Origin of the sequence: Phycicoccus endophyticus (assembly GCF_011326735.1) — a bacterium.
In the GTDB taxonomy this organism is placed as follows: Bacteria; Actinomycetota; Actinomycetes; order Actinomycetales; family Dermatophilaceae; genus Phycicoccus; species Phycicoccus endophyticus.
The window spans coordinates 26,495-53,287 of record NZ_JAANCN010000010.1 but is presented as its reverse complement, the minus strand read 5'-3'; the positions used below and the strand labels follow the sequence as shown (position 1 = coordinate 53,287).

Sequence of the window (26,793 nt, the reverse complement as noted above, 5' to 3'; positions counted from 1 at the left end):
GCTCACTGCGTCACCACTCCTGTGAGGTAGTCGGCGGCGTGGACCGCGCGCTCGCGCAGGTCGGCCAGGTCGCCGCCGGAGACGTTGACGTGCCCGATCTTGCGCCCGGGGCGCACGTCTTTGCCGTAGAGGTGCACCTTGACCTCGGGGTCGCGGGCCATGACGTGCCGGTAGGCCGGGTAGAGCTGCGGGTAGTCGCCGCCGAGCACGTTGGCCATGACGGTCCACGGCGCGTGCGGGCGCGGGGACCCCAGCGGCAGGTCGAGCACGGCCCGCAGGTGCTGCTCGAACTGCCCGGTCACCGCCCCGTCCATCGACCAGTGCCCCGAGTTGTGCGGACGCATCGCCAGCTCGTTGACGACGAACCCGGGCGCGCCGCCGGCATCCTCGACCTCGAACAGCTCGACGGCGAGCACACCGGTGACCCCGAGCTCGCCGGCCACCCGCAGCCCCGCCTCGACGGCGCGGGCGGACAGGTCGGGGTCGAGCCCGGGGGCGGGTGCGAGCACCTCGGTGCAGATCCCGTCGGTCTGCACCGTCTCGACGACCGGCCAGGCCGCCGCCTGGCCGGAGGGGCTGCGCGCGAGGAGCACCGCGAGCTCGCGCCGGAAGTCGACCCGCTCCTCGAGCAGCAGCCCGGTGCCGGTCGTGGCCGCCCGCTCGAGCCACTCGGCGAGCTCCGTGGCCGCGGAGACCACCCGCACCCCCCGCCCGTCGTACCCACCGCGCGGCGTCTTGGCGACGAGCGGCCACCCGACCTCCCGCCCGAACGCCTCGACGTCGGCGAGCGTGTCGGCGCGGGCCCACCGCGGGCAGGGCACCCCGAGCCCGCCGAGCCGCTCGCGCATCGCGAGCTTGTCCTGGGCGAAGCGCAGCGCCTCCGGTGCCGGGTGGACCGCCACCCCGGAGGCCACGAGCCGCTCGAGCACCTCGGGCGGCACGTGCTCGTGGTCGAAGGTGACGACGTCGCAGGCCGAGGCGAACCGCAGGACGGCATCGGTGTCGGTGTGGTGGCCGACCGGCGCGCTCGGCACGACGAGGGCGGCGCTGGCGTCGGGGGCCTCGGCGAGGACGCTCAGGGTCACCCCGAGCTCGGCCGCCGGCCCGGCGCACATCCGGGCGAGCTGGCCCCCACCGACGATGCCCACGACGGGGAAGCCCCCGGGGGCGCGGCGTGGGGTGGTCACCGGGTGAGGATATCGACAGCCCGCCCTCGGTAGGCTGCGCGGGTGACTGCCCAGGACGCACCCCCCCGGGGGCCCCTCGGCCGTGCGGTCGCGGCACTGCGCGAGGCGCTCGACGTCCTCTACCGGGAGGTCATCAAGTTCGGGGTCGTCGGGGCGGTCGCCTTCGTCGTCGACCTCGGCCTGGCGAACCTCCTCTGGCACACCGTCCTCGCCGACCGGGTGACGACCGCGAAGATCGTCTCCGGCGCCGTGGCCACGCTGGTGGCCTGGGTGGGGAACCGGCAGTGGACCTTCCGGCACCGTCGCAGCCGCCGTATGCACCACGAGGTCGGGCTCTTCTTCGGCGTCAACCTCGTCGCGCTCGGGATCTCGGCGCTCGTGCTCGCGCTCTCGCACTACACGCTCGGGCTGGACTCCACCCTCGCCGACAACGTCGCCACCGTCCTCGGGATCGGGCTCGGCACCTTGTTCCGCTTCTGGGCCTACCGGCGGCTCGTCTTCGCCCACGAGCCGCTCTGAGGGCCCCGGCCCTCAGGTCTGGCTCACCGAGAGGAACAGCGCGAACACCGGCGGGGTCGCCCGGGCCAGCTCGAGCCGGCCGCCCGCGGCCTCGGCGAGGTCCCGCGCGAGCGAGAGCCCGAGCCCGGAGCCGGAGGAGGACACCGAGCGCTCGAAGATGTGGGGCGCGATCGCCGCCGGGACCCCGTCGCCGGCGTCGCTCACCTCGATGACGACCGAGGGTCCGGCCCGGCGGGCGTTCACCTCGACGGTGCCCCGCCCGTAGGCGAGCGAGTTCTCCAGCAGCGTCGTGAGGATCTGGCCGAGCGCGACCGGCGTCGCGCGCACGACAAGCCCCCGCTCACCGCTCACCTTGATGCTCCGCCGCGCCTGGGCGAAGGCCGGCTGCCACTCCCGCTGCAGCCCGGCGATCACCGAGTCCAGCGAGACCGAGGGGTTGGCCTCCGCGCCGTGCCGGGTGCGCGTCATGAGGTCGTCGACGACGTTGCTGAGCCGCTCGACCTGGTCGATGGCGATGGCCGACTCCTCCGCGACGACGCCGAGGTCGTCGGTGGCGCTGATCTCCTCGAGCCGCATGAGCAGTGCGGTGAGCGGGGTCCGCAGCTGGTGGGAGGCGTCCGCGGCGAAGTCGCGCTCGGAGGCGAGCCGGCGAGCGCCCTGCTGGGCCCCCCGGACCAGCTCGGCGTCGAGCCGGTCGACCTCGGCGATCCCCGAGTCCAGCGGCACCGGGCGGTCGCCGGCGTTGAGCCGCTCGACCCGCTGGCGCAGCGTCTCGAGCAGCCCCGACACCCGGACCGCGCTGCGCTCCCCGAGCCAGAGGGCGCCGAGCACCGAGAGCGCGAGCGCGCCGCCGGCGACGGCACCGGGCAGCACCCACGACCCGGGGTCCTCCCGGCTGGGTCGGGGCAGCGCGACGACGGCCGCGGCGGCCGCCCCCACGGCCACGACCGTGAGCAGCGCGACCTGCAGCGCCACCCCGAGCACGATGCGGCGCACCGGCGCTCAGTCCACCGGAGCGTCGAAGCGGAAGCCCAGCCCGCGGATCGTCGTGATGTAGCGCGGGCTCGCGGCGTCGTCGCCGAGCTTGCGACGCAGGACGGAGATGTGCATGTCCAGGGTCTTCGTCGAGCCGTACCAGGCGCTGTCCCAGACGTCGCGCATGAGCTTCTCCCGGGAGACGACCTTGCCCTCGTTGGCGACGAGGACCCGCAGCAGCTCGAACTCCTTGCCCGTCAGCTGCACCTCCTCGCCGCGCAGGAAGACCCGCCGCCCCTCCGGGTCGATGTCGACGAGCGGCTGGCCCTCGTCCTCGGTCGCCTCGCCGGTGCCGCGCCGCAGCAGGGCCCGGGCGCGGGCCAGCAGCTCGGCCAGCCGGAAGGGCTTGGTCACGTAGTCGTCGGCGCCGGCGTCGAGGCCGACGACGGTGTCGACCTCGTCGGCCCGCGCCGTGAGGATGAGGACCGGGACGCTGCTGCCCTCCTGGCGCAGCCTCCGGCACACCTCGAGCCCGTCCATCGCGGGCAGGCCGAGGTCGAGCACGACGAGGTCGGGCTGGCGCAGCGCGCTCTCGAGCGCCGACTCCCCGTCGGCGCACACCTCGACCTCGTACCCCTCGCGCCGCAGCGCACGGGCGAGCGGGTCGGAGATGGCCGGGTCGTCCTCGGCGAGCAGCACGGTGGTCATGGGCCGATGGTAGTCACGCGGGCGGTTCCGGCGCGGTGGGACGGCGCCCTCCCGGCGCGCGGCGCAGCTCGTGGAGGGTGACCGTGCCGATGCCGCGCAGCGTCCGGCGGCGGCGCTCGGTGGCGGTGAAGCCCGAGACCGAGCGCAGTGCCGCGGCCATGCTCTCGTCGACGTACACCGACCCCGAGGGGGTCACCGCCGTGATCCGGCTGGCCTTGTTCACCGTGACCCCGAAGACGTCACCGAGCCGGGAGACGACCCGGCCGCGCGCCAGCCCCACCCGCACCGGCGGGATGAGCTCGTCCTCGGCCATGGCGTCGACGAGGTCGAGGGCGATGGCGGACGCGGCGGCCACCTCGGTGTGGACGAAGAGGACCTCGTCGCCGACGGTCTTGATCACCCGGCCGCCGTGCTCGGCGACGACGTCGCTCGCGAGCAGCTCGAAGCGCTGGACGAGGCGGGCCAGCTGGCGCTCGCTCATCCGGCGCACGAACGAGGTGAAGGAGACCAGGTCGGCGAACCCCACGGCCCGCACCGGCGCCGAGGGGTCCGAGCGCACGGCCGGGTCGGCGTCGGCGAGCATGCGCTGGATGGCGTTGGTCAGGTGGCGACGCCAGACGTAGACGAGCAGTGGCTCGACCTCGTCGACGGTGCGGGAGAGCAGGTTGGCGGCGTCGGCGGCGATCCGCGGCTCGGGGACCGAGCGGGTGTCCTTGCCCTCGAGCTCCTCGAGCGGGTCGGGGGTCAGCGACTCGGCGACGAGCTGGGTCTGCCAGACGGCGAGCCGGTCGGCGGTGCGGGCGAAGGCGCGGGTCATGCCGTAGGCGAGCTCCTCGCTGACCGCCCCGTGCCGCACGAGGTCGGTGACCCGGCGCAGCGCCTCCCGGTCGGCCTCGGTGAACATCGCCTCGTCGTCCTCGACGACCTGGAAGCCCATGGCGTGCCAGAACCTGCGCGCCGCGACGGGGTCGACGCCCGCGGACTCGCTGACCTCGGCCCGGGCCATCGACGCCGGACGGCCGAGCAGCGAGCGCTCGATGCGGGCGGCCAGGTCGCCCGCCGCAGGCTCCGCGGGAGGGACCGGGACGACGTCCTCGGGGTCCGGCTCCGCCTGGGTCATCCTCCTCCTTCCCTCACCGCGGCCGGACGTGGACGACGTCGCCCGCGGAGACGGCGCTCGTCACGCCGTCGGTGCGCACGGTCAGTCTGCCCTCCGCGTCGACCCCTGTCGCCCGGCCTCGCCGGAGGGAGCCGTCGGGGGCGTGCACCTCGACCTCGCGCCCCACGGTGCCGCATGCCTCGCGGTAGCCGGCCGCGGACGGCCCGAAGGGGCCGTGGTCCTCCCGGAGCACGACGGCGAGGTCGTGCAGGTAGGCCTCGAGCAGCGCGGTGCGCTCGACCCCGGGCGCCCCGCAGGCGCGCAGCGAGGTCGCGGTGTCCAGCGGGAGCCCGCTGCGCGGGGTGTCGACGTTGACGCCCGCGCCGACGACGACCCCGCCGGGGGTCCACTCGCAGAGGATGCCGGCGAGCTTGCGCTCGCCGTCGGCGGGCACGACGACGTCGTTGGGCCACTTCAGGCGGGTCTCGACGCCGGCGACCTCGGCGACCGCGCGGTGCAGGGCCAGGCCGGCGAACAGCGGCACCCAGCCGGCACCGGAGGTCGGGACGGGCACGACGAGCGAGACCGCGAGCGCCGTCCCCGGCGTCGTCGTCCACGCCCGCCCGAGCCGCCCGCGCCCGCTCTCCTGGACGTCGGCGACGAGCACGCGCCACGGTCGCGGGTCGCGGCGCAGCTCGTCGTTGGTTGACCCGACGCGCTCGCGCACCTCCACCGGACCCCAGGGGTCCCCAGGTGTGACGGATACCGCGCCGAGCGAGCCGGTCTGGGGCGTGTCCTCCACGTGGCCAAGGCTAGGCTCGAGACATGTCGACGAGCGACCTGCACTCCATCGGGGGAACCGACGTCCCCGCAGACATCGACACGACGACCACCGCCGGGAAGCTGGCCGACCTCAAGCGCCGTGTCGCCGAGGTCGCCAACGCTGGCTCCCAGCGCGCCGTCGAGAAGCAGCACAAGCGCGGCAAGAAGACCGCGCGCGAGCGCCTCGAGCTGCTTCTCGACGAGGGGTCGTTCGTCGAGATGGACAAGTACGCCCGCCACCGCTCGGTGGCGTTCGGCCAGGACAAGAACCGGCCCTACGGTGACGGCGTCGTCACCGGCTACGGCACCGTCGACGGGCGGACCATCGCCGTGTTCGCCCAGGACTTCACCGTCTTCGGCGGGTCCCTCGGCGAGGTCTTCGGCGAGAAGATCGTCAAGATCATGGACTTCGCGATGCGGGTCGGCTGCCCGGTGGTCGGCGTCAACGACTCCGGCGGCGCGCGCATCCAGGAGGGCGTGGTCTCGCTCGGGCTCTACGGGGAGATCTTCCGGCGCAACGTGCACGCCAGCGGCGTCGTCCCGCAGATCTCGCTCGTCATGGGCCCGTGTGCCGGCGGCGCCGTGTACTCGCCCGCCGTCACCGACTTCACCGTCATGGTCGACCAGACCTCGCACATGTTCATCACCGGTCCGGACGTCATCAAGACGGTCACCGGCGAGGACGTCGGCTTCGAGGAGCTCGGCGGCGCACGGACGCACAACACCAAGTCCGGGGTGGCCCACTACATGGGCAGCGACGAGGACGACGCCATCGAGTACGTCAAGGCGCTGCTGTCCTACCTGCCGAGCAACAACATGGAGGACCCCCCGCTGTTCGGGGACGAGCTCGACCTCGAGGTCAACGACGAGGACCTGTTCCTCGACTCGATCATCCCCGACTCCCCCAACGTGCCGTACGACATGCACGACGTCTTCACCCGCGTGCTCGACGACCGGGACTTCCTCGAGGTCGCCCCGCTGTTCGCGCCGAACATCATCACCGGGTTCGGCCGGGTCGAGGGGCGCTCGGTCGGCATCGTGGCCAACAACCCCATGCAGCTCGCCGGGACCCTCGACATCGACGCCTCCGAGAAGGCGGCGCGGTTCGTGCGCACCTGCGACGCGTTCAACGTGCCCGTGCTGACCTTCGTCGACGTCCCCGGGTTCCTCCCCGGCACCGACCAGGAGTGGGACGGCATCATCCGCCGCGGCGCCAAGCTGCTCTACGCCTACTCCGAGGCCACCGTGCCGCTCGTCACGGTGATCACCCGCAAGGCGTACGGCGGGGCCTACGACGTCATGGGGTCCAAGCACCTCGGCGCGGACATCAACCTCGCCTGGCCGACGGCGCAGATCGCGGTCATGGGCGCCCAGGGCGCGGTGAACATCCTCTACCGCAAGGAGCTCAAGCGGGCCGCCGAGGCCGGCGAGTCGGTCGAGGAGGCGCGCGCGGCCTTCATCCAGCAGTACGAGGAGGCGCTGGCCAACCCCTACGTCGCGGCGGAGCGGGGCTACATCGACACCGTGATCACGCCGTCGAACACCCGGATGAACGTCACCAAGGCGCTGCGGGCGCTGCGCACCAAGCGCGAGGCCCTGCCGCCGAAGAAGCACGGCAACATCCCGCTGTGATGGGCCGGGCCGGGCAGCTGGGGCGCGCGGGCGGCCGCGCGCGGACAAGGAGCGAGCGATGAGCGGGTCCTCGACCCCGGAGGTCCCCGAGGTGCCCGCGCTGCGGGTGAGCGCGGGGGCCACCCCGGAGGAGGTGGCGGCCCTCGTGCTCGTGCTGGCCGCGGCCGGCGGTGAGCCACCCGCGCCCGCGCGCCCGGTCTCCACGTGGGCCGCGCACACGACGGCCGTCCGGGCCCCCGTGGCCCACGGCCCCGGCGCCTGGCAGACCACCTACCGCCACTGACCCGCGCCGTCCCGTCCTCCCCGCGTCACCGATTCGACCAATAGGTCACTTCAGACACGCCCCGGCCAGCCCCCGGCGTACCTCACGTGACCAATAGGTCACGTCCGGCACGGCCCGAGCGAGCCTGTGGATGACGCCACGTCGCGCGCGGCCGTCCGTGCCACTCTCGGGTCATGTCCGAGACGCGCCCACCTCCGTCATGGCCGTTCCTCCGCCGGGAGGCGGCCCTGCTCGGGGTGCCGGTCCGCGCGCTGACCGGGCCCCGGTACCGGCAGGTGCTGCCCGGAGTCATGGTCTCCGCCCTCGTCCCCGACACCGTTGCCGTCCGGGCCCGCGCGGCACTCCTGCTCGCGCCCGAGGGAGCGGTCGTGAGCCACTGGACGGCGGCCCGGCTGTGGGGTGGGCGAGTCCCCGACAGCGAGTGGGTCCACGTGGCCTTCATGCGGGACGTCCGCTTCCGCGTACGTGGCGTGCGGACGCACCGCCATCGGCACCGCCTCGAGGTCGTGCGGCGGCACGGGGTTCCCGTCACCTCGCCGGGCCAGACCTTCTGCCACCTCGCCCGCTTCCTCGGGCTCGTCGACCTGGTGGCCCTCGGCGACAGCCTCGTCCGCAAGCACCGGCTGAGCACGAGCGACCTCGTGGCCTACGCCGAGGGGTGGGCCGGCCAGTGCCGGGGGGAAGCGCTGGCCGCCGCGCGCCTCGTGCGAGAGGGCGTCGACTCCTCGCCCGAGACGGCGTTGCGGCTCCTCATGGTGCTGGCCGGCCTCCCGGAGCCGACGGTGAACGTGGAGCTCCGCGACGCCGACGGGCACGTGCGCTTCCGCCTCGATCTGGGGTACGAGGGGCCCAAGGTCGCTGTCGAGTACGACGGGCGGTGGCACGACTCCCCCGAGCAGCGAGCGCACGACGAGGCACGGCGTGCTCACCTGACCGACACCGAGGGCTGGACCTTCGTCCTCGTCACCGGCGACGACCTCTACGTCGACCCCGCCGCGCTCCTCGATCGACTGCTGAGCGAACTACGGGCCGCCGGAGTGAGCGTCCCCAGCACGCTGTCGGATGCGTGGCGCGCGCACTTCCGCGTCCAGCGCATCGCCGCCTGACAGCGTCCGCTCAGCGCCGACGGCGCGCTACGGCCCGCGCCAGGTCTGCCCGGTCGTCCGCACCGAGGACGTCGGCCGCCAGCACCTCCTCGGCCGCCTCGAGGTCGCCGCAGAATGCACGGAAGACCCGGGGAACGGCGATTCCGTGCCCCGGCCGGTCGACGACGTCGACGGCATCGCCGGCCGCGACGGTCCCCGGCCGGACCACGGCGAGGTAGGCGCCCGTACGACCCCGTTCGGCGAACCGCCGCACCCATCCCTTCTCGCCCATCCAGGCAGCGAACGTCGCACACGGGGTGCGCGGGCCGGTCACCTCGAGCAACGCAGAGCCCACCGCCCAACGCTCCCCGAGCACGGCGCCGTCGACGTCCAGACCCTCGGTCGTGAGGTTCTCCCCGAAGATGCCGTCGCGCAGCTCGCGACCGAGCTCGTCCGCCCAGTGGTCGAGCTCTTCACGGGCGACGGCGTACACCGCCTGCCGTGAGCCGCCGTGGTGCTTGCGGGAGACGACGTCGTCACCGAGAACGCCACTTCCCAGCCCGCCGCGCTTGGGGCCCGGGTCGCGCACGTCGATCCGGGCCGTGGGGCGCTTGTCGATGGCGCTGGGCCGGCCCTTGGTCCCGATGCCGTCCCGAGCGACGCCGACGTTGACAGAGCGGATGCGTGCGGCCACCGACCGAGGGTACGCCGGCCGGGCGCAACGGCGTGCCGCCCGTGGGGGTCTCGCCCACGCCGTGGACAGCGGCCCGAGCCCCCGGCGTCGGCAGCACCGGGCGGCACGTACCTGACGTGACCTATTGGTCGATCTGGACACGCCAACACCGGGCGGGACGTACCTGACGTGACCTATTGGTCGATCTGGACACGCCAACGCCGGGCGGGACGTACCTGACGTGACCTATTGGTCGATCTGGACACGCCAACGCCGGGCGGGACGTACCTGACGTGACCTATTGGTCGATCTGGACACGGCGACACGGGGCGTGGATGGGAGGCCGGGCGATGGGAGGACGGCTCGGGTAGCGTCCGGCAGATGAGCGAGCCCACCCTCCCGCGCCGGCCGACCGCCGTCGACGCCGTCGCCGACGCCCACTTCGACGCCGCCGTCGCGCTCAGCCCCATCGAGGCCACCTACCTCGGGGTCCCCGGCCACGACCACGAGCTCGACGACCTCTCCCCCGCCGGCTACGCCGCCCACGCCGACCTGGCCCGGGAGACCCTCGCCCGCCTCGACGCCGCCACCCCGGTCGACGCCGTCGACGAGGTCACCGTCGCCGCGATGCGCGAGCGCCTCGGCCTGCAGCTCGAGACGCACGAGGCCGGCTACGACCGGATGGAGCTCAACGTCATCGCCTCACCGCTGCAGGCGTGCCGCGACGTCGTCGACCTCATGCCCACCGACACCGAGCAGGACTGGGCCACCATCGCCGCGCGCCTCGGCCAGGTGCCCCGCGCCCTCGGGCAGTACCTCGGCACGCTGCGCGAGTCGGCCGAGCGCGGGCTCGTCACGCCCCGTCGCCAGGTGGAGGCGTGCATCCGGCAGTGCGCGGACCTCACCGCGCCCGACGGCTACTTCGCCACCTTCCTCGCCGACGCCCGCGTCGACGGCGCGCCGCTCGAGGGCCCGCTCGCCGCGCAGCTGCAGCGTGCGGTCGAGGGGGCCGCCGCCGCATACGAGCAGGCCGGCACCGAGCTCGCCGACCGGCTGCTGGAGCGCGCACCGCGGGAGGACGCTGCGGGCCGCGAGCGCTACCAGCTGGCCTCGCGGGCCTTCCTCGGGGCGAGGGTCGACCTCGAGGAGACCTACGCCTGGGGCCAGGAGGAGCTCGCCCGGGTCGCCGCCGAGATGGCGGCCACGGCGCAGCGCATCGTGCCCGGAGGCACGCTCGCGGAGGCCGTCGAGCGCCTCGACGGCGACGAGGCCTACCGGCTGCACGGCACCGAGGCCCTGCGGGCGTGGATGCAGGTGCGCGCCGACGAGGCCATCGCCGACCTCGCCGGCACCCACTTCGACATCCCCGACCCGGTGCGCACCATCGAGTGCCGGATCGCGCCGACCCAGACCGGCGGCATCTACTACACGGGGCCGAGCGACGACTTCACCCGGCCGGGCCGGATGTGGTGGTCGGTCCCCAAGGGCGTCACCGAGTTCGGGACGTGGAAGGAGCTGACGACCGTCTACCACGAGGGCGTCCCCGGCCACCATCTCCAGGTGGCGCAGACGGTGCACCGGCGCGAGCTGCTCAACCGGTGGCGCCGGATGATGTGCTGGGTCAGCGGGCACGGTGAGGGCTGGGCGCTCTACGCCGAACAGCTCATGGCCGAGCTCGGCTACCTCGAGGACCCCGGCACCTACCTCGGGATGCTCGACGCGCAGTCGCTGCGGGCGGCGCGGGTCGTCATCGACATCGGCGTGCACTGCGGGTTCGAGGCCCCCGCGGAGGTCGGCGGCGGCGCGTGGACCTACGACAAGGCGTGGGCGTTCCTCACCGCGCATGCGAGCAACGACGAGGCCACGCTGCGGTTCGAGCTCGACCGCTACCTCGGCTGGCCCGGCCAGGCACCGAGCTACAAGGTCGGCCAGCGGCTGTGGCTGCAGCTGCGCGAGGAGGTCCGCTCCCGCGACGGGGATGCGTTCTCCCTCAAGGACTTCCACCGGCGCGCGCTCGACGTCGGGTCGGTCGGCCTCGACGTCCTGCGCACCGCGGTGCTCGACGGCCCCACCGCCACCTGACGGGCGCCGCCGGCCCCGCCACGCCCGCCCCCGCACCGGTCCGCACGGGGCCGCCGGGCGCCCGGGGCCCTCGCACCCGCTCGCAGGGGTGAGAATCCTCCCGTGGAGACCGCCGAGCTCGTCGTCGCCATCGTCCTCGTCGTCATCATCGTGAGCCGCCTCGCGGCGCCCGCCCGGGTGCCCGCACCCGTGGCGCTGCTCGTCGTCGGCGCCGTGCTCTCGGCGCTGCCCGGCATGCCCGAGGTGCGCCTCTCCCCCGAGGTCGCGCTCTACGGGCTGCTGCCCCCGCTGCTGTACTCGGCGGCCATCACGAGCTCGCTCGTGGACTTCCGGGCCTACCGCTCCAAGATCCTCAGCCTCTCGGTGGGGCTCGTCCTGTTCACCGCGGCCGGTGTGGGCCTGGTCACGTGGTGGCTGCTGCCGGTGCCGTTCGCGGTCGCCTTCGCGCTCGGCGCCGTCGTCGCGCCCCCGGACGCCGTGGCGGCGACCGCCGTCGCGCGCCGTATCGGGCTGCCGCGGAAGATCACGACGGTCCTCGAGGGAGAGTCGCTGCTCAACGACGCCACGGCCCTGGTCTCGCTGCGCACGGCCCTGGCCGCCGCCGGGCTCGCAGCGCACGGCACCGACGGGCTGCTCGCACAGGTGACCCCCGCGACCGTCGCCCTCGACCTGCTCCTCGCGGCCCTCGGCGGTGTCGCGGTCGGCGTGGTGGCCCACCTCGTCGTCGGTTGGCTGCGCCGGCGCCTCACCGAGGTCCCGGCGGACACCGCGCTGTCCTTCATCGCCCCCTTCCTCGCCTACGCCCCGGCCGAGGCGGTGGGCGCCTCCGGCGTGCTCGCCGTGGTCACCGCCGGCCTCCTGCTCGCCCACCGGGCACCGGTGCTGCAGTCCGCCCCCTCCAGGCTGGCCGAGCGCACCAACTGGTCGAGCGTCACCTTCGTCCTCGAGAACGCCGTGTTCCTGCTCATCGGCCTGCAGGTCTCCGGCCTCGTCACCGACACCCGGGCCGGCGAGCTCGGCACGGGGCGCACCGTCCTCGTCGCCGCGGCCGTGCTGCTCACCGTGCTCGTCCTGCGCCCGCTGTGGCTGTTCGGCCAGGGCGTGGTCCAGGTCCTGCGGGGGACGAGCGAGCGGCGGGCCGTGCTGCGCTGGTCCCTGCTCAGCGGCTGGGCCGGGATGCGTGGGGTCGTCACGCTCGCGGCCGCGCTCACCCTGCCCGAGGAGACGCCGCTGCGCCCCGAGCTCGTCCTCGTCGCGCTCGTCGTGACGGTCGGCACGCTCCTGCTCCAGGGCACGACCCTGCCGGCGCTCGCCCGTCTCCTCGGCGTGCAGGGCCCGGACCCACGCGAGGACGCCCTCCAGGAGGCGACCGTGCTCGGCGCCACGACCGGCGCCGGGCTGCGGATGCTCCAGGACGACCCCGGCGCCGACCCGGCGGTGGTCGAGGTCATCCGTCAGCAGGCCGCCGACCGGGTCAACCGCAGCTGGGAGCGGCTCGGCACGCTCGGCCCCGGCGACCGGGAGAGCCCCGCGGAGGCCCGGGCCCGGCTGCGCATCGAGATGATCCGCGAGGAGCGCCGCGAGCTGCTGCGCATCCGCTCGCAGGGCCGGGTCGACCACGCGGTGCTCACCGGGGTGCTCGGCCAGCTCGACGCCGAGGAGACGGCGCTGGTCTCGAGCGCGACCCAGACCGCCGACGTGCGCGACTCCGAGCTGCGCCCGCCGGCGCGGGTCGCCGGCGCCTGCGAGCACCTGGCCGACGACGCCGCACCCCACCCGCCGAGCGAGACCGACGGCTGCCCCGAGTGCCGGGCGGAGGGGCTGACCTGGGTGCACCTGCGCTCGTGCACCGCGTGCGGGCACGTCGGCTGCTGCGACTCCTCGCTCGGGCGGCACGCCTCACGCCACTTCGAGCGGACCGGCCACCCGGTGATGCGCTCGATCGAGCCGGGCGAGGCGTGGCGGTGGTGCTTCGTCGATCAGGTGCTCGGCTGACGGACCGCGGCGAGGTCGCCGTAGGTTCGCCGGGCGCGCTCGAGCGCCGCGACGTAGCCGGCGCGGCCGTGGGCGGAGGCGTCGACGTCGGTCGGGACCGCGAGCCGCCCGCGCACCGCCGTGAGGTCCGCGAAGCCGTGCTCCTCCATCCACCGGGTCAGGCCCTGCAGGAGGGTCGCAGCGTGTCCGGTGCCGTGCCGCACGAGCGCCGACGCCGTCATCACGACGTCCGCCCCGGCGAGCAGGTAGGCGGCGACGTCCCGGGCGCTCTCCACCCCGGTGGTCGCCGCGAGGTCGGCCCGCACCCGACGGTGCAGCAGGGCCACCCAGGTGCGCGCCAGCCGGGCCTCCGCGGGGCTGGAGAGCTCGACGGCGGTGGTGACCCGCAGCGTGTCCGGGTCGACGTCGGGCTGGAGGAAGCGGTTGAAGAGGACGAGCGCGTGCGCGCCGGCGCGGTCCAGGCGGGTGGCCATCTCCCCGGTGGCGCTGAAGTACGGGCTCAGCTTGACCGCGACGGGGACCTCGAGGACCTCGCGCACCCGCTCGAGCACCTCGACGTGGAGGTCCTCGACCTCGCGACCGCTGCTCGCCGGGTCACCGGGGACGAGGTAGACGTTGAGCTCGACCGCCGCGGCGCCCGCGTCGACGAGCCGGCGGGCGAAACCGGTCCATCCCCCGGCAGTGCTCCCGTTGAGCGAGGCGATGACCGGCACGTCGACGGCGGCGGCGCACTGCTCGACGAGCCGCAGGTGGCGCGACGCGGCGCCGGCCTCGGCGCCCCCGGCGCTCGGGACACGGGGGAAGTACGAGGCCGCCTCGCCGTCGCCGTGCTCGGTGCCCTCGGTGAGCGCGAGGTCGCGCAGCTGCTCGCGGGTCACCTCCTCCTCGAAGAGCGAGGGCAGCACGACCGCCCCGACCCCGGCGTCGGCGAGCTCCCGGACCCGCTCGACGCCGAGGGTCGCCGGTGAGGAGCTGGCGAGGAGCGGGGAGCGCAGCGTCATCCCGAGGTAGCGGGTCGACAGGTCGGTCACCGGGTCCTCCTCGCGTCGGCCGGGAAGCGCTCGGCGCCGCGGGTGGCCATCTCCTCGTAGGTCTGCCAGCGCTGGTCGACCGCCGCCTGGGCCAGCCCGAGGAGGCGCTCGGCCTCGGCCGGGTCGGCGTTGCGCACCATCCGGTAGCGCAGCTCGTTGTACAGGTAGTCGCCGAGCGGCACCCGGGGCCGGGGGGAGTCCAGCTGGAAGGGGTTGCCCCCGCGTGCCCGCACCGCCGGGTCGTACCGCACGAGGGGCCAGTGCCCGGAGGCGACGGCGAGGTGCTGCTGGTCGAGCCCGGCGCTCATCTCGATGCCGTGGGCGATGCAGTGGCTGTAGGCGATGACGAGCGAGGGCCCGTCGTAGGCCTCGGCCTCCCGGAACGCGGTGAGCGTCTGGTGCGGGTCGGCACCCATCGCGACCCGGGCGACGTAGACGTTGCCGTAGGCGATGGCCTGCAGCGCGAGGTCCTTCTTCGGCGTCGTCTTCCCGGCGGCCGCGAACTTGGCGACGGCGCCGATGGGTGTCGACTTCGAGGACTGCCCGCCGGTGTTGGAGTAGACCTCGGTGTCGAGGACGAGGACGTTGACGTTGCGCCCGCTCGCGAGCACGTGGTCCAGGCCGCCGGAGCCGATGTCGTAGGCCCAGCCGTCGCCGCCGACGATCCACACGGTGCGGCGCAGCAGGTGGTCCGCGACGCTGCGCAGGTCGGCCGCCAGCGGGCCGGGCATGCCGTCGAGCCGGCGGGCCACCTCGGCGACCCGGGCCCGCTGCTCCTCGAGCTCCCACTCGCGGATCTGCCCGGCGTCGAGAACGGCGTCGACGAGCTCGGGCCCCACCTCCTCGCGCAGCGCGCCGAGCCGCTCCCGGGCCATCGCCGTGTGCAGGTCGGCCGCGAGCCGCAGCCCGAGCCCGAACTCGGCGTTGTCCTCGAAGAGGCTGTTGGACCAGGCCGGTCCCCGCCCCTGGGCGTTGGCGGCCCACGGCGTGGTGGGCAGGTTGCCGCCGTAGATCGAGGAGCAGCCGGTGGCGTTGGCGACGGTGAGCCGGTCACCGAAGAGCTGGGTGAGCAGCTTCAGGTAGGGCGTCTCGCCGCAGCCGGCACAGGCGCCGGAGAACTCGAAGAGCGGCTGGAGGAACTGGGCGCCGCGCACCGTCCCGAAGTCCACCCGGGAACGGTCGTTGAGCGGCAGGGTCTCGAAGAAGCCGACGTTCTCGCGCTCGGCGTCGAGCACCGGCTCCAGGGGCGCGAGGTTGACCGCCTTGCGCTCGGGCGCGCCGGGCGGGCTGACCGGGCAGGCCTCGACGCACAGGCCGCAGCCGGTGCAGTCCTCGGCGTAGACCTGCAGGGTGTAGCGCGAGCCCGGCAGGCCCGCGGCGACCAGGGGCGCCGACCGGAACTCCTCGGGGGCGCCCTCGAGCGCCTCGGCCGGGTAGAACCTCGAGCGGATGACGCTGTGCGGGCACACGAAGCTGCACGTGCCGCACTGGATACAGGTCTGCGGGTCCCACTGCGCGACGAGGTCGGAGATCCGGCGCTTCTCGTAGGCGGTCGTGCCGCTGGGGAAGGTGCCGTCGACCGGCAGGGCGCTCACCGGCAGCGCGTCGCCCCGGCCGGCCATCATCTCGCCGGTGACCCGGCGGACGAACTCCGGCGCGTCCGGCGGTACGGGCGGGGGCAACGGGTGGCCCTCGGCGCGCCGACCAGGGACGGTGACCTCGTGCAGGGCCGCGAGGGTCGCGTCGACGGCGGCCTCGTTGCGCCGGACGACCTCCTCGCCCCGACGGCCGTAGGTGTGCCGGATAGCCGCCTTGACCCGCTCGAGCGCCTCGTCGCGGGGCAGGACCCCGGAGACGGCGAAGAAGCACGTCTGCAGGACGGTGTTCGTGCGGCCCGGCAGCCCGGCCTCCCGGGCCACCGCGGTCGCGTCGACGACGAACACGCGCAGCCGTGCCTCGAGGATCCGCTGCTGGACCGGGCCGGGCAGGTGGTCCCACACCTCGTCCGCCGGGTAGGGGGCGTTGAGCAGGAGGGTGGCCCCGGGCTCGGCGACCCCGAGGACGTCGACCTTGTCCAGGAGCCCGAGGTGGTGGCAGCCGACGAAGCGGGCCCGGGAGACGAGGTAGGGCGCCCGGACCTCGTGCGGGCCGAAGCGCAGGTGCGAGACGGTCAGCCCGCCGGACTTCTTGGAGTCGTAGACGAAGTAGGCCTGGGCGTGCACGTGCGGGTCGGCGCCGAGGATCTTGATGGTGTTCTTGTTCGCGCCGACCGTGCCGTCGGAGCCGATCCCGAAGAAGACCGCCCGGAAGGTCTCCGGCTCCTCGATGTCGAAGGCGGGGTCCCAGTCGACGCTCGTGCCGCCGACGTCGTCGAGGATGCCGACGGTGAGGCGCGGCCGGGGCCGCTCGCGGGTGAGCTCGCCGAGCACCCCGGCGACCATCCCCGGCGTGAACTCCTTGGACGAGAGCCCGTAGCGGCCCCCGACGACCCGGGGCAGCGCCGACTGCTCGCCGCGGGCGTGGGCCTCGGCGAGTGCAGCGACGACGTCGAGGTAGAGCGGCTCGCCCTCCGAGCCCGGCTCCTTGGTCCGGTCCAGGACCGCGACGGAGCGCACGCTGCGCGGGAGCGCGGCGATCAGCTCGGCCGCCGGGAAGGGCCGGTAGAGCCGGACCTGGACGACGCCCACGCGCTCCCCCCGCGCGGTGAGGTGCGCGACGGTCTCGCGGGCGGTCTGGGCACCGGAGCCCATGAGGACGAGCACGCGCTCGGCCTCGGGGTGGCCGCTGTACTCGACGACCCGGTACGGGCGGCCGGTGTGCGCGGCGAGCGCGTCCATCGTCTCCTGGACGACGGCGGGGACGCTCGCGTAGAAGGGGTTGACCGTCTCCCGGGCCTGGAAGTACACGTCGGGGTTCTGCGCGGTGCCCCGCACGGCGGGCCGCTCGGGGCTCATCGCCCGCAGCCGGTGCGCCTGCACCAGCTCCTCGGGCACGAGGGCCCGCAGCACGTCGTCCGGGAGCAGCTCGATGGTGTTCAGCTCGTGCGAGGTGCGGAAGCCGTCGAAGAAGTGCACGAAGGGCACCCGGGTGCGCAGGGTGGCCGCCGTCGCGACGAGGGCCAGGTCGTGCGCCTCCTGCACCGACGCCGAGGAGAGCAGCGCGAAGCCCGTCTGGCGCACGGCCATGACGTCGGAGTGGTCCCCGAAGATCGACAGCCCCTGCGCGGCCAGGGAGCGGGCGGCGACGTGGAAGACGGTGGAGGTCAGCTCACCGGCGATCTTGTACATGTTCGGGACCATGAGCAGCAGCCCCTGCGAGGCGGTGAACGTCGTCGCGAGCGCCCCGCCCTGCAGGGCGCCGTGCATGGCGCCGGCGGCCCCTCCCTCGCTCTGCATCTCGACGACCGACGGCACGGTCCCCCACACGTTGGCCCGGCCGTGGCTGGACCACTCGTCGGCGAGCTCGGCCATCGTCGAGGACGGCGTGATCGGGTAGATGGCGCACAGCTCGGTCAGCCGGTAGGCGGTGTCGACCGCGGCCTCGTTGCCGTCGACGGTCGCGCGCATCAGGCCTGCACCTCCGGGACCAGCTCGATGGCGTGCACGGGGCACTGGCGCGCGCACGTGCCGCAGCCGGTGCAGCGGTCGTCGTCGAACGCGTAGCGCAGCCCCGGGCCCAGCTTGACGACGGCGCCCTCGGGGCAGGAGCCGAGGCAGCCGTCGCACTCGAAGCAGTTGCCGCACGACAGGCACCGCCCGGCCTCGAACCGGGCCTGCTCGGGGCCGAGGCCGGCGAGCACCTCGGCGAACCCCTGCACCCGCTCGCCCGGGTCGAGCGCGGGCTGGCGGCGGCGTTCGTGCAGGCCGAAGTACCACAGGTGGAGCAGGTCGAGGTCGGCGCGGGGGTGTTTGGGCGCGCGCTCGAGCGGCTCACCACGCAGCCAGGCGTCGATGCTGCGGGCCGCCTTCTTGCCGTGCCCGACCCCGACGGTGACGGTGCGCTCGCTCGGGACGGCGTCGCCGCCGGCGAAGATCCCGGGCGCCCCCGTCATCAGGGTGTCCGGCGAGACGACGACGACGTCCCGGTCGAAGGTCACACCGGGCACCCGCCGCAGGAAGCCGGTGTCGCTGTCCTGGCCGACCGCGAGGATGACGGTGTCGGCGGCGAGCGTCTCGAACCGGCCGGTGCCGTGCGGGCGGCCGTCGTCGTCGAGCTCCTGGACCTCGACGGTGAGGTCGCCCTCGCCCATCGAGGCGATGGTCCGCAGCCAGCTGACCCGGATCCCCTCCTCCTCCGCGTCGAGCGCCTCCTCCGCGTGGGCGGGCATCTGCTCGCGGGTGCGGCGGTAGACGATGACCGTGTCCTGCGCTCCGAGCCGCCGGGCGACGCGGGCCGCGTCGAAGGCCGTGTTGCCGCCGCCGTAGACCGCCACCCGTCCGGTGAGGGCCTCCTGCTCGCCCGAGGCGACCCCGCGCAGGAAGGAGACGGCGTCGAGGACCCGGCCCGCGTCCTGGTTGGGGATGTCGACCCGGCGGGAGAGGTGCGCGCCCACGGCGACGAAGACCGCGTCGAACCCGCCCGCGCGCCGCTCGGCCTCGAGGTCCTCGACGCGATGGCCCTGCTCGAGGACGACGCCGAGGTCGGCCAGCCGGGCGACCTCGGCGTCGAGCACCTCGCGGGGCAGGCGGTAGGCGGGGATCCCGTAGCGCATCATCCCGCCGGGCTGCTCGCCGTGGTCGCGCACGACGACGTCGTGCCCGAGCCGCGCCAGGTGGTAGGCCGCCGACAGCCCGCTCGGGCCGGAGCCGACAACGAGGACGCGGCGTCCGGTGCGCACGGCCGGCGCGGGGAAGCGCCACCCGCGCTCGACGGCGAGGTCGCCGAGGTAGCGCTCCACGGCGTGCACCGAGACCGCCCCGTCGAGCTCGCCACGGTTGCAGACGCTCTCGCACGGGTGGTAGCAGACGCGTCCGTGGACCGCGGGGAAGGGGTTGTCGGCCGTCAGCTGCCGCCAGGCATCCTCGTCGCGGCCGTCCCGCACGAGGCCGAGCCAGGCCTGGATGTTCTCGCCGGCGGGGCAGCCGGCGTTGCACGGCGGGAGGAGGTCGACGTAGACCGGGCGTTGGCTGCGCACCGGCCCGGACCGGGTACGTCCCAGGCCGAGCGGTGCCGGCGGGGTGAGGTCTCGCTCGCGGTCGGTCACGTCGGCGCCTCCTGGGTGGGTCCGGCGGACGCGGACCCACCCCGAATACTACGCTGTGTAGTGGACGGCTGCCGGACGAGCGACGCCCTCCCCTGCGCACGCGGCCCCGCGGGCTAGGTTGAGCGCATGACCGGCCCGCTGCGCCTCCTGCTCGCCTCCGCCTCGCCGGCCCGGCTCGCGGTGCTGCGGGCGGCCGGCGTGCAGCCCCTCGTCCAGGTCTCGGGGGTCGACGAGGAGGCCACGCTCGCGGCCGCCGAGGCGCAGCACGGCCCGTTGGCGGCGGCGGACGTCGCCCTGCTGCTCGCCCGCGCCAAGGCCGACGACGTCGCCCATCGTCTCGCCGGAGGGGACGAGGGCCCCGCCGCTGACCTGCTACTCGGGTGCGACTCCGTCCTCGAGCTCGACGGGGAGGTCCACGGCAAGCCGGCGGACGCCGCCGAGGCGCAGGCCCGGTGGCGGCGCATGCGCGGCCGTTCCGGGGTCCTGCACACCGGCCACTGGCTGCTCGACCTGCGACCCCGCGGCCAGGGAGGCAGCGGGGGCACGCTCGGGGCGACCGCCTCGACCCTGGTCCACTTCGCCGAGCTCAGCGACGCCGAGGTCGCCGCCTACGTCGCGACGGGCGAGCCGCTGCGGGTGGCCGGCGCGTTCACCCTCGACGGTCTGGGCGGGCCGTACGTGCGTGGCATCGAGGGCGACCCGGGCACCGTCGTCGGCGTCTCGCTGCCGCTCCTGCGTGACCTCCTCGGCGAGCTCGGCCTCGCCTGGCACGACCTGCGCGAGCGGGCCTGAGCGGCCCGGTCAGACCGGGGGCACGTCGCGGCGCTTGGCCACGCCGTGCCGCTCGCGGCGCGCCGCGTAGCGCAGCCGGCGCAGCAGCTCGGCCCGCAGGTCCTCGGCCTCGAGGACCTGGTCGACGACGAGGTCGGCCGCCAGCCGCTCGAGGTCGACGTCCGCGAGGTACTCCGCCCGGCGGGCGGCGACGAAGTCCGCCCGGGCCTGCTCGCCCTCGGCGGCCTCGACCTCGGCGATCCGGTTGGCGTAGACGGCGTTGACCGCGGCCTGCGGACCCATGACCGCGATCCGCGCGGTCGGCAGGGCGAGGGTGGCGTCCGGCTCGAAACCGGGCCCGCCCATGGCGTACAAGCCCGCGCCGTAGGCCTTGCGGACGACGACGCACAGCTGCGGGACGGTGGCGGAGGCGACGGCGGAGACCATCTTGGCCCCGTGCCGGATGATGCCCGCGCGCTCGACCTCGGAGCCGATCATGAAGCCCGGCACGTCGGCGAGGTAGAGCAGCGGGACGGAGAAGGCGTCGCACAGCCAGATGAACCGGGCCGCCTTGTCCGCCGAGTCGCTGAAGAGCACCCCGCCCTTGACCGCGGAGTTGTTCGCGACGATGCCGACGCTCTCACCGGCCATCCGGGCGAAGCCGACGACGAGCTCGGGCGCGAACAGCGGCTTGACCTCGAAGAAGCTGTGCGCGTCGACGAGGCCCTCGATGAGCTCGTGGACGTCGAACGGCTGGCTCTCGCGCTCGGGCACGGTGGCGCGGGACAGCGGCGCGACCGGCTCCTCCGGGTGGTAGGTCGGGAGCGGGCTGCGCCACGAGTCGGGCAGGTAGGAGAAGTAGAGGCGGGCGAGCTCGATGGCCTCGGCGTCGTCGGCGGCGAGCAGGTCGCCGACGCCCGAGACGGTGCAGTGCATCCGGGCCCCGCCCATCTCCTCGAGCGACACGTGCTCGCCGACGACCATCTCGGCCATCCGGGGGCTGCCGAGGTACATCGAGGCGTTGCCCTCGACCATGATGACGACGTCGCAGAAGCTCGGGATGTAGGCACCACCGGCCGCCGAGGGGCCGAAGAGGCAGCAGACCTGGGGGACCTTGCCGGAGAGGGCCACCTGGTTGTGGAAGATGTGCCCGGCGCCGCGGCGGCCCGGGAACATCTCGACCTGGTCGGTGATCCGCGCGCCGGCGGAGTCGACGAGCCAGAAGACCGGCAGCTCCTCGCGCAGCGCGGCCTCGGTGGCCCGGACGATCTTCTCGACCGTGCGCGCTCCCCACGAGCCGGCCTTGACCGTCGGGTCGTTGGCGATGACGACGACCGGCCGCTCCTCGACGGTGCCGCGCCCGGTGACCACGCCGTCGGCGGGCAGCCCGGCCGCGCGCGCGTTGGCGTAGCGGCCGTCCTCGACGAAGGAGCCGTCGTCGAGCAGCAGGGCGACCCGCTCGCGGACGTAGAGCTTGCCCTGGTCGGCGAGCTTGGCCGCGGCCCGTTCCGAGGGCGCCGCCGAGGCCGCGTGCGCGGCCTCGAGCCGGGCGCGCACGTCGGCGACGCGCGGGTCGGTGTCGCTCATGCGGGCAGGCCCAGGCCCTTGGCGAGGACCATGCGCTGCACCTCGGAGGTGCCCTCGCCGATCTCGAGGATCTTGGCGTCCCGGTAGAACCGGGCGACGGGGTACTCCTCCATGAACCCGTTGCCGCCGAAGACCTGGGTCGCGACCCGGGTCGCGGTGACCGCCGCCTCGGAGGTGTAGAGCTTGGCCGCCGCGGCCGCCTGCTTGACCTCGGCGACCGAGCGCCGGCCGGCCTCCTGCTCGTCCTTGAGCCAGGCCGCGCGGTAGGTGAGCAGCCGTGCGGCGTCCTCCATGACCGCCAGGTCGGCGACCGGGAAGGCGACCCCCTGGTTGGCGCCGATCGGCCGGCCGAAGGCGGTCCGGGTGCGCGCGTACGCGGCGGCCTCCTCGCGCATCCGGGTGATGAGGCCGAGCGCGAGGGCGCTGATCGCGACCCGTCCGTCGTCGAGGGTCTTGAGGAACTGGTGGAAGCCCCGGCCCCGCTCCCCGAGGAGGTGGTCGGCCGGGACACGGCAGCCGTCGAAGGAGAGGCCGTGGGTGTCGGAGATGTTCCAGCCCATCTTCTCGTAGGCCGGCTCGACGGTGAGCCCCGGTGTGCCGGAGGGCACCATGACCGCCGAGATCTCCGGACGGCCGTCCTCGAGGGTGCCGGTGCGGGCCGTCACGGTGACGACCGAGGTGATCTCGGTGCCGGAGTTGGTGATGAACGCCTTGGCGCCGTCGACGACCCACTCCCCGGTGTCCTCGTCGAGGACCGCACGGGTGCGGGTGGCGCCGGCGTCCGAGCCGGCGTCCGGCTCGGTGAGCCCGAACCCGGCGAGCGCGCGGCCGGCGACGAGGTCGGGCAGGAAGCGCTCCTTCTGGGCGTCGCTGCCGTAGGTGAGGATCGGGTTGATGCCGAGCCCGACGCCGGCCGAGAGCGTGATGCCCACCGACTGGTCGACCCGGCCGAGCTCCTCGATGGCCAGGCACAGGCTCGTGAAGGCACCGCCCTCGGAGTGCTCGAGCGAGCCGCCGTAGGCCTCCGGGACGACGAGCCCGAAGAGGCCGAGCGCGCCCATCCGGGGCACGAGGTCGGCCGGGAAGTGGTGGGCGCGGTCCCACGCGGCGACGTGCGGCTCCACCTCCTGCTCGGCGAACTCGCGCACGACGGCCCGGAAGTCCTCGTGGTCCTTGCTCAGCTCGAACATCGGCGCCCCTTCGCGCTGCGGGCGTCCCCGGTCGGGGCCGCTCGGTGGTCCTTGACGTTGACGTCAACGTAAAGCAATACTCGCCGGTATGCCAGCCCCCAGCGCTCCCCCGGGCGAGCGCACGTGGTCGATCGCCGAGGTGGCCGAGGAGTTCGGGGTCACCCACCGCACCGTGCGCCACTACGAGGAGCTCGGCCTGCTCACCCCGCAGCGCCGCGGCACGACGCGGGTCTACCACCGGCGCGACCGCACCCGGCTGGCCCTCGTCCTGCGGGGGCGCCGGCTCGGCTTCCCGCTCGAGGAGATCCGCACGATCATCGACCTCTACGACGCCCCGCGTGGCCGGCGCAGCCAGCTGGAGTACGTCCTCGCCCAGATCGACGACCGCCGGGCAGACCTCGAGCAGCGCCGCCGCGACCTCGAGGCTGCCCTCGCCGAGCTCGACGGGTTCGAGCGCCGCTGCCGGGAGGACCTGGCCCGGCTGGGTTGACCGGCGCTCAGCGGGCGCGCTCGAGGAAGGCGTCGATCTCGGCGCGCGTCGGGGCGGTGTCCGGCCCGCGCCGGGTGACGGTGAGCGCGCCGGCGGCGTTGGCCCGGACGGCGGCCTGCGGCCAGCCCAGCCCGGCGACCCGCTCGGCGAGGAGGACGCCGGTGTGGGTGTCACCCGCCCCGTTGGTGTCGACCGGGCGCTGCGGGTGGCCCGGCAGCCGGCTCTCGCGCCCGCCCTCGCGCACGAGGCACCCCCGGGGGCCGTCGCGCACGACGGTGACCGCCCCGGGGGGCAGCAGGCCCGCGACGACCTGCGCCGCCTCCGCCAGTCCGTGCACCCCGGCGAGCGTCTCGGCCTCCTCGGCGTTGCCCGTCCACACCGCCGTCCGCGCCAGGACGGCCTCCCGGACCCGCGGCGCGGCCTCGGCGAAGGCGGCACCGGGGTCGAGGACGACGTGCACGTGCGCGGGCAGCGACTCCAGCCACGCCAGGAGCGGGTCACGGGTGGCGCCGGCCAGCGAGTAGCCGCTGACGCACACGAAGTCCCCGGCCGCGGGGGCGCTGGTCGCCAGCGACGCCGGGGTGACCTGCCGCTCGGCCCCCTCGGTCGTGACGAAGCTGCGCTCGGCGGTCGGCTCGACGAGGACGAGGCAGACCCCGGTGTCGAGCCCGTCGACCCGGGGCGCGCTCAGCGCGACGCCCTCGGCCTCGAGCACCGCCCGGACGAGGTCGCCGTTCGGGCCGGTGCCGACCGACCCCGCATGGACCGCGCGCGCACCCGAGCGGGCCGCGGCGAGCAGGGTGGTCACCGCTCCCCCGGCGTACCGGCGCGAGGAGGTCGCCATGACGTTGCCCCCGCGGGCCGGGAGGCGGGGTACCTCGACGACCGCGTCGACGAGGGCCTGGGCGGTGTGGATGACGCGGGGGGCGGCCATGCGCCGACCCTAGTGACCCGCCGTGGCCGGCGGCCGCGCCGTCGCGGGCGGGCTCACCCGACCTGCGCGCGCACCGCGTACAGCTCGGGGAAGAAGGTGAGGTCCAGGGCACGGCGCAGGAAGCCGACGCCGCTGGAGCCCCCCGTGCCGGGCTTGGCCCCGATGGTGCGCGTGACGACCTGCAGGTGGCGGAAGCGCCACTGCTGGAAGAGGTCCTCGACGTCGACGAGCTCCTCGCACGTCTCGTAGACGCCCCAGTGCTCCTCGGGAGCGGCGTAGACGAGCGCGAAGACCTCGACGAGCTCGGGGACGAGGCGGTACGGCTCGCGCACGTCCCGTGCGAGCACCCCCGGGGGCACCGCGTACCCGCGGCGGGCGAGCAGCCGCAGCAGCTCGTCGTAGAGCGTCGGCTCCTCGAGCAGCTGCTCGAGCGAGGCCCGGGCGCGGTCGTCGTGCTCGACGACGCGGACCAGGTCGGCGTTCTTGTTCCCGAGGAGGAACTCGACGGCTCGGTACTGGTCGCTCTGGAAGCCCGAGCTCGTCGCGAGGAAGGGCCGGATGCGCGCGTACTCGCTCGGCGTGAGGGTGGCCAGGACGTCCCACATCTCGACGAGCTGGCGCTGCACGTGCTTGACGCGGGCGAGCCGCTTGAGCGCCTGGGACAGGTTGTCCTCGGCGAGCAGCGCCCGCGCCGAGCGCAGCTCGTGGACGAGCAGCTTGAGCCACAGCTCGCTCACCTGGTGCTGGACGATGAAGAGCAGCTCGTCGTGCTGCGGGGGGTCGCTGCGCGGGTGCTGGGCCGCGAGGAGGGTGCCGAGGTCGAGATAGTCGGCGTAGGACATCGCGGTGCCGTCGTCGCGGACGATGCCCTCCTCGAGGGTTCGGGTGGCCCGCTCGACCGCGTCCTCGCTCATCCGGTCATCGTGCCACCCCCGGGCCGCCCGGTCAGCGGGGCGGCCAGGCCCCGGCGAGCCGGGCCGCGAGCTCCTCGGCGGTGGCGTCGCTGGCGTCGAGCACGACGTCGACCCCCTCGAGGTCGGCCGCCGCGGACCCCGCGTGCGCGCCGGACCCCGCGAGGTCCCGGGGCGCGCCCCGGCCGGCCCGCCGGGCCGCCGCCACGGCGGGGTCGACGGTGAGCCAGCAGGTCGTCACACTCCCCGCCCCGAGCGCGAGGCCCCAGGCGCGCCACACCCGGGCATCGGCGCCCTCCCGGGTGAACGGGGCGACGACGACGACGTCGACGCCGCAGGCCAGGCAGTCGGCGACGACCCCCGCGAGGCAGGCGTAGCGCGCGTCCCGGACGGCGGCCAGGCGCGGGGCGTCGAGGTCGGCGGGCTCCCCGAGCTCGGCGGCGAACGCCTCGAGCAGCGGGGTCGTGGCGCTGTCGAGGTCGACGAGGGCGGCGCGGCGCCCGCGGGCGACGAGCGCCCCCACCGTGGTCTTCCCCGCCCCGGGCGCGCCGCCGACGCAGACGAGCCCGGGCCCCGCGACGGCGCTCACTCCGTCGCGGTCCGGTACCACTCGGCGCCGATGAGCGAGGCGACCTCGGCGGGCTCGGCGGGGGTGTAGGCCGGGGCGCCGCGGCCCTCGAGCACCGCGGCGAGCTCGTCGAGCCGGTCGGCGGCCAGGGCGGCACCGGCGGCGCGGGCCGGCGCGTCGAGCCGGCCCACGGCGTCGCCCCAGATCGCCCGCCCGGCCATGAACCCGCTGCAGCCGTGGTCGGCCGCGACGTCGAGCTGGGTGCGGAATCCCTCGAAGGTGACCCCCGCGGAGAGCAGCACCCACGGCCCGTCGACCGCGGCGTCGAGGGCGGCGCACGCCTCGTGGGCGGCGTCGAGGTCCTCGAGGTCGAGCAGCGGGAACTCCATCTTCATGACGTCCGCTCCCGCGGCCCGGAAGGAGTGCGCGGCGGACAACACGCTGCGGCGGCGCACCTCGCGCACCGCCGGGTCGGCGGTGTCCTCCTCCCCCGTCGGGAACCACAGCGGCTCGACGACGAGCGGCAGCTGGTGGGCGCGGCAGCGGTCGGCGACCTCGGCGACGACGGCGTGCTGCTGGGCACGCACCGCCTCCGGCTGGTCCTCGCGGTGGAAGACGACGAGCTTGGCGGCGTCCGCGCCGAGCGTCGTGAGGACGGCGGGGTCCCACCCGGGGCGCAGGCGCAGCTCGGTGTCGAACCCCACCGCGCTGCTCGGCGCGTAGTAGAGGTCCTCGATGCCGCTGATCACACCGACGTCCCCGGGCACGGCGCCGGTCGCCACCGCCTGTCCGAAGCTCCACACGGGGTCGAGCAGGACCGAGGTCGAGTGCGGCGCGAGCGCCCGGACCATCTCGAGCTTGGACTCGACGACCTCCTCGAACGCCACGGCCGAGGGGTCGGGGTCGAAGAGGGTCAGGTAGTTCTCGGGGTGGTCGATCGCCATCGTGCGGATGTGGCCGGCCTGGTCGCAGATCCGGGCGAGGCGCCGGTGGTGGCCGATCGTCGAAGGGGTGGGGGTCCGGGGTGTTGACAGCGCTGTCATAGCGC

23 protein-coding genes are annotated in these 26,793 nt (G+C 74.7%); 8 read left to right on the top strand and 15 right to left on the bottom strand.

The genetic code is table 11. The annotated features are described in order from the left end of the window. Positions 1 to 2: 2 nt before the first annotated feature. A complete protein-coding gene (locus tag G8D98_RS11685; RefSeq protein ID WP_166103343.1) occupies positions 3 to 1,187 on the bottom strand; it encodes a 5-(carboxyamino)imidazole ribonucleotide synthase in 1,185 nt (394 codons plus the stop codon). 42 nt (positions 1,188 to 1,229) lie between these two features. Between G8D98_RS11685 and G8D98_RS11680 the strand changes: the two genes are divergently transcribed. Then, complete coding sequence (locus G8D98_RS11680; protein ID WP_166103341.1) at positions 1,230 to 1,706, top strand: GtrA family protein; 477 nt, start codon at positions 1,230 to 1,232, stop codon at positions 1,704 to 1,706. Between the two features lie 12 nt (positions 1,707 to 1,718). On the opposite strand, the gene G8D98_RS11675 is transcribed toward G8D98_RS11680, so the two are convergent. From G8D98_RS11675 to G8D98_RS11660, 4 genes are read right to left on the bottom strand one after another with little or no spacing between them, the layout of a single operon-like run. Then, the gene (locus G8D98_RS11675) at positions 1,719 to 2,702 is read right to left on the bottom strand and encodes a sensor histidine kinase (protein ID WP_166103339.1); all 984 of its coding nucleotides are present in this window, start codon (positions 2,700 to 2,702) and stop codon (positions 1,719 to 1,721) included. A gap of 6 nt (positions 2,703 to 2,708) precedes the next feature. Beyond that, positions 2,709 to 3,389 (bottom strand): response regulator transcription factor, encoded by a 681-nt coding sequence (locus G8D98_RS11670; RefSeq protein ID WP_166103336.1) that lies wholly within the window; start codon positions 3,387 to 3,389, stop codon positions 2,709 to 2,711. A gap of 13 nt (positions 3,390 to 3,402) precedes the next feature. Next, positions 3,403 to 4,509, bottom strand: a complete 1,107-nt coding sequence (locus G8D98_RS11665; protein ID WP_166103333.1) for an adenylate/guanylate cyclase domain-containing protein — start codon at positions 4,507 to 4,509, stop codon at positions 3,403 to 3,405. Between the two features lie 13 nt (positions 4,510 to 4,522). Beyond that, complete coding sequence (locus G8D98_RS11660) at positions 4,523 to 5,290, bottom strand: biotin--[acetyl-CoA-carboxylase] ligase (RefSeq protein WP_166103330.1); 768 nt, start codon at positions 5,288 to 5,290, stop codon at positions 4,523 to 4,525. Between the two features lie 23 nt (positions 5,291 to 5,313). Between G8D98_RS11660 and G8D98_RS11655 the strand changes: the two genes are divergently transcribed. From G8D98_RS11655 to G8D98_RS11645, 3 genes are all read left to right on the top strand, one after another. Next, on the top strand, positions 5,314 to 6,942 hold the full coding sequence (locus G8D98_RS11655) for an acyl-CoA carboxylase subunit beta (RefSeq protein WP_166103328.1): 1,629 nt from the start codon (positions 5,314 to 5,316) through the stop codon (positions 6,940 to 6,942). Positions 6,943 to 7,000: 58 nt separating this feature from the next. After that, entirely contained in the window at positions 7,001 to 7,225 is a 225-nt protein-coding gene (locus G8D98_RS11650; RefSeq protein ID WP_166103325.1) for an acyl-CoA carboxylase epsilon subunit, read from the top strand. 173 nt (positions 7,226 to 7,398) lie between these two features. Beyond that, on the top strand, positions 7,399 to 8,331 hold the full coding sequence (locus tag G8D98_RS11645) for a hypothetical protein (RefSeq protein WP_166103322.1): 933 nt from the start codon (positions 7,399 to 7,401) through the stop codon (positions 8,329 to 8,331). Between the two features lie 10 nt (positions 8,332 to 8,341). Here G8D98_RS11645 and G8D98_RS11640 read toward each other — a convergent pair whose 3' ends face one another. Then, positions 8,342 to 9,004, bottom strand: coding sequence for an MOSC domain-containing protein (locus G8D98_RS11640; RefSeq protein ID WP_229661763.1), 663 nt, complete (start codon positions 9,002 to 9,004; stop codon positions 8,342 to 8,344). Positions 9,005 to 9,364: 360 nt separating this feature from the next. On the opposite strand from G8D98_RS11640, the gene G8D98_RS11635 reads away from it, so the two are divergent. Next, positions 9,365 to 11,065, top strand: a complete 1,701-nt coding sequence (locus G8D98_RS11635; RefSeq protein WP_166103320.1) for a DUF885 domain-containing protein — start codon at positions 9,365 to 9,367, stop codon at positions 11,063 to 11,065. A gap of 102 nt (positions 11,066 to 11,167) precedes the next feature. Beyond that, complete coding sequence (locus G8D98_RS11630; protein WP_166103317.1) at positions 11,168 to 13,060, top strand: Na+/H+ antiporter; 1,893 nt, start codon at positions 11,168 to 11,170, stop codon at positions 13,058 to 13,060. On the opposite strand, the gene G8D98_RS11625 is transcribed toward G8D98_RS11630, so the two are convergent. Genes G8D98_RS11625 through G8D98_RS11615 form a run of 3 tightly spaced genes read right to left on the bottom strand, consistent with a single transcriptional unit; the run spans position 13,045 to position 19,294 of the window. After that, complete coding sequence (locus G8D98_RS11625; RefSeq protein WP_166103315.1) at positions 13,045 to 14,091, bottom strand: dihydroorotate dehydrogenase-like protein; 1,047 nt, start codon at positions 14,089 to 14,091, stop codon at positions 13,045 to 13,047. The two genes, G8D98_RS11630 and G8D98_RS11625, sit on opposite strands and share 16 nt — an antisense overlap. Continuing rightward, positions 14,088 to 17,657, bottom strand: a complete 3,570-nt coding sequence (nifJ, locus tag G8D98_RS11620; RefSeq protein WP_229661764.1) for a pyruvate:ferredoxin (flavodoxin) oxidoreductase — start codon at positions 17,655 to 17,657, stop codon at positions 14,088 to 14,090. Before nifJ ends, G8D98_RS11625 begins: the two co-directional genes overlap by 4 nt. After that, positions 17,657 to 19,294, bottom strand: a complete 1,638-nt coding sequence (locus tag G8D98_RS11615) for an NAD(P)-binding protein (RefSeq protein ID WP_166103312.1) — start codon at positions 19,292 to 19,294, stop codon at positions 17,657 to 17,659. Before G8D98_RS11615 ends, nifJ begins: the two co-directional genes overlap by 1 nt. Positions 19,295 to 19,420: 126 nt before the next feature. On the opposite strand from G8D98_RS11615, the gene G8D98_RS11610 reads away from it, so the two are divergent. Then, entirely contained in the window at positions 19,421 to 20,086 is a 666-nt protein-coding gene (locus tag G8D98_RS11610; RefSeq protein WP_166103309.1) for a Maf family protein, read from the top strand. 9 nt (positions 20,087 to 20,095) lie between these two features. Here the strand turns inward: G8D98_RS11610 and G8D98_RS11605 are convergent, their stop codons facing one another. Next, a complete protein-coding gene (locus tag G8D98_RS11605; RefSeq protein WP_166103307.1) occupies positions 20,096 to 21,652 on the bottom strand; it encodes an acyl-CoA carboxylase subunit beta in 1,557 nt (518 codons plus the stop codon). After that, a complete protein-coding gene (locus G8D98_RS11600) occupies positions 21,649 to 22,842 on the bottom strand; it encodes an acyl-CoA dehydrogenase family protein (protein ID WP_166103304.1) in 1,194 nt (397 codons plus the stop codon). The genes G8D98_RS11605 and G8D98_RS11600 overlap by 4 nt, the downstream gene beginning before the upstream one ends. Positions 22,843 to 22,930: 88 nt before the next feature. Between G8D98_RS11600 and G8D98_RS11595 the strand changes: the two genes are divergently transcribed. Beyond that, positions 22,931 to 23,332, top strand: coding sequence for a MerR family transcriptional regulator (locus G8D98_RS11595; protein WP_166103301.1), 402 nt, complete (start codon positions 22,931 to 22,933; stop codon positions 23,330 to 23,332). Between the two features lie 7 nt (positions 23,333 to 23,339). On the opposite strand, the gene G8D98_RS11590 is transcribed toward G8D98_RS11595, so the two are convergent. The 4 genes from G8D98_RS11590 to G8D98_RS11575 are packed head-to-tail and all read right to left on the bottom strand — an operon-like array spanning position 23,340 to position 26,788. After that, complete coding sequence (locus G8D98_RS11590; protein ID WP_166103298.1) at positions 23,340 to 24,266, bottom strand: PfkB family carbohydrate kinase; 927 nt, start codon at positions 24,264 to 24,266, stop codon at positions 23,340 to 23,342. Positions 24,267 to 24,319: 53 nt separating this feature from the next. Further along, entirely contained in the window at positions 24,320 to 25,180 is an 861-nt protein-coding gene (locus G8D98_RS11585) for a tryptophan 2,3-dioxygenase (RefSeq protein ID WP_166103296.1), read from the bottom strand. 31 nt (positions 25,181 to 25,211) lie between these two features. Next, positions 25,212 to 25,766 (bottom strand): P-loop nucleotide/nucleoside kinase family protein, encoded by a 555-nt coding sequence (locus tag G8D98_RS11580; protein WP_166103293.1) that lies wholly within the window; start codon positions 25,764 to 25,766, stop codon positions 25,212 to 25,214. Further along, a complete protein-coding gene (locus G8D98_RS11575; RefSeq protein WP_166103291.1) occupies positions 25,763 to 26,788 on the bottom strand; it encodes a beta/alpha barrel domain-containing protein in 1,026 nt (341 codons plus the stop codon). The genes G8D98_RS11580 and G8D98_RS11575 overlap by 4 nt, the downstream gene beginning before the upstream one ends. Positions 26,789 to 26,793 lie beyond the last annotated feature (5 nt).

What these genes read in the sequence shown, in the direction of transcription:
- G8D98_RS11575 (WP_166103291.1), bottom strand. Translation starts at nt 26,788, where the DNA reads ATGACAGCGCTGTCAACACCCCGGACCCCCACCCCTTCGACGATCGGC.
- G8D98_RS11590 (WP_166103298.1), bottom strand. Translation starts at nt 24,266, where the DNA reads ATGGCCGCCCCCCGCGTCATCCACACCGCCCAGGCCCTCGTCGACGCG.
- G8D98_RS11610 (WP_166103309.1), top strand. Translation starts at nt 19,421, where the DNA reads ATGACCGGCCCGCTGCGCCTCCTGCTCGCCTCCGCCTCGCCGGCCCGG.
- G8D98_RS11635 (WP_166103320.1), top strand. Translation starts at nt 9,365, where the DNA reads ATGAGCGAGCCCACCCTCCCGCGCCGGCCGACCGCCGTCGACGCCGTC.
- G8D98_RS11585 (WP_166103296.1), bottom strand. Translation starts at nt 25,180, where the DNA reads ATGAGCGAGGACGCGGTCGAGCGGGCCACCCGAACCCTCGAGGAGGGC.
- G8D98_RS11605 (WP_166103307.1), bottom strand. Translation starts at nt 21,652, where the DNA reads ATGAGCGACACCGACCCGCGCGTCGCCGACGTGCGCGCCCGGCTCGAG.
- G8D98_RS11600 (WP_166103304.1), bottom strand. Translation starts at nt 22,842, where the DNA reads ATGTTCGAGCTGAGCAAGGACCACGAGGACTTCCGGGCCGTCGTGCGC.
- nifJ (WP_229661764.1), bottom strand. Translation starts at nt 17,657, where the DNA reads ATGCGCGCGACCGTCGACGGCAACGAGGCCGCGGTCGACACCGCCTAC.
- G8D98_RS11650 (WP_166103325.1), top strand. Translation starts at nt 7,001, where the DNA reads ATGAGCGGGTCCTCGACCCCGGAGGTCCCCGAGGTGCCCGCGCTGCGG.
- G8D98_RS11655 (WP_166103328.1), top strand. Translation starts at nt 5,314, where the DNA reads ATGTCGACGAGCGACCTGCACTCCATCGGGGGAACCGACGTCCCCGCA.
- G8D98_RS11665 (WP_166103333.1), bottom strand. Translation starts at nt 4,509, where the DNA reads ATGACCCAGGCGGAGCCGGACCCCGAGGACGTCGTCCCGGTCCCTCCC.
- G8D98_RS11670 (WP_166103336.1), bottom strand. Translation starts at nt 3,389, where the DNA reads ATGACCACCGTGCTGCTCGCCGAGGACGACCCGGCCATCTCCGACCCG.
- G8D98_RS11595 (WP_166103301.1), top strand. Translation starts at nt 22,931, where the DNA reads ATGCCAGCCCCCAGCGCTCCCCCGGGCGAGCGCACGTGGTCGATCGCC.
- G8D98_RS11645 (WP_166103322.1), top strand. Translation starts at nt 7,399, where the DNA reads ATGTCCGAGACGCGCCCACCTCCGTCATGGCCGTTCCTCCGCCGGGAG.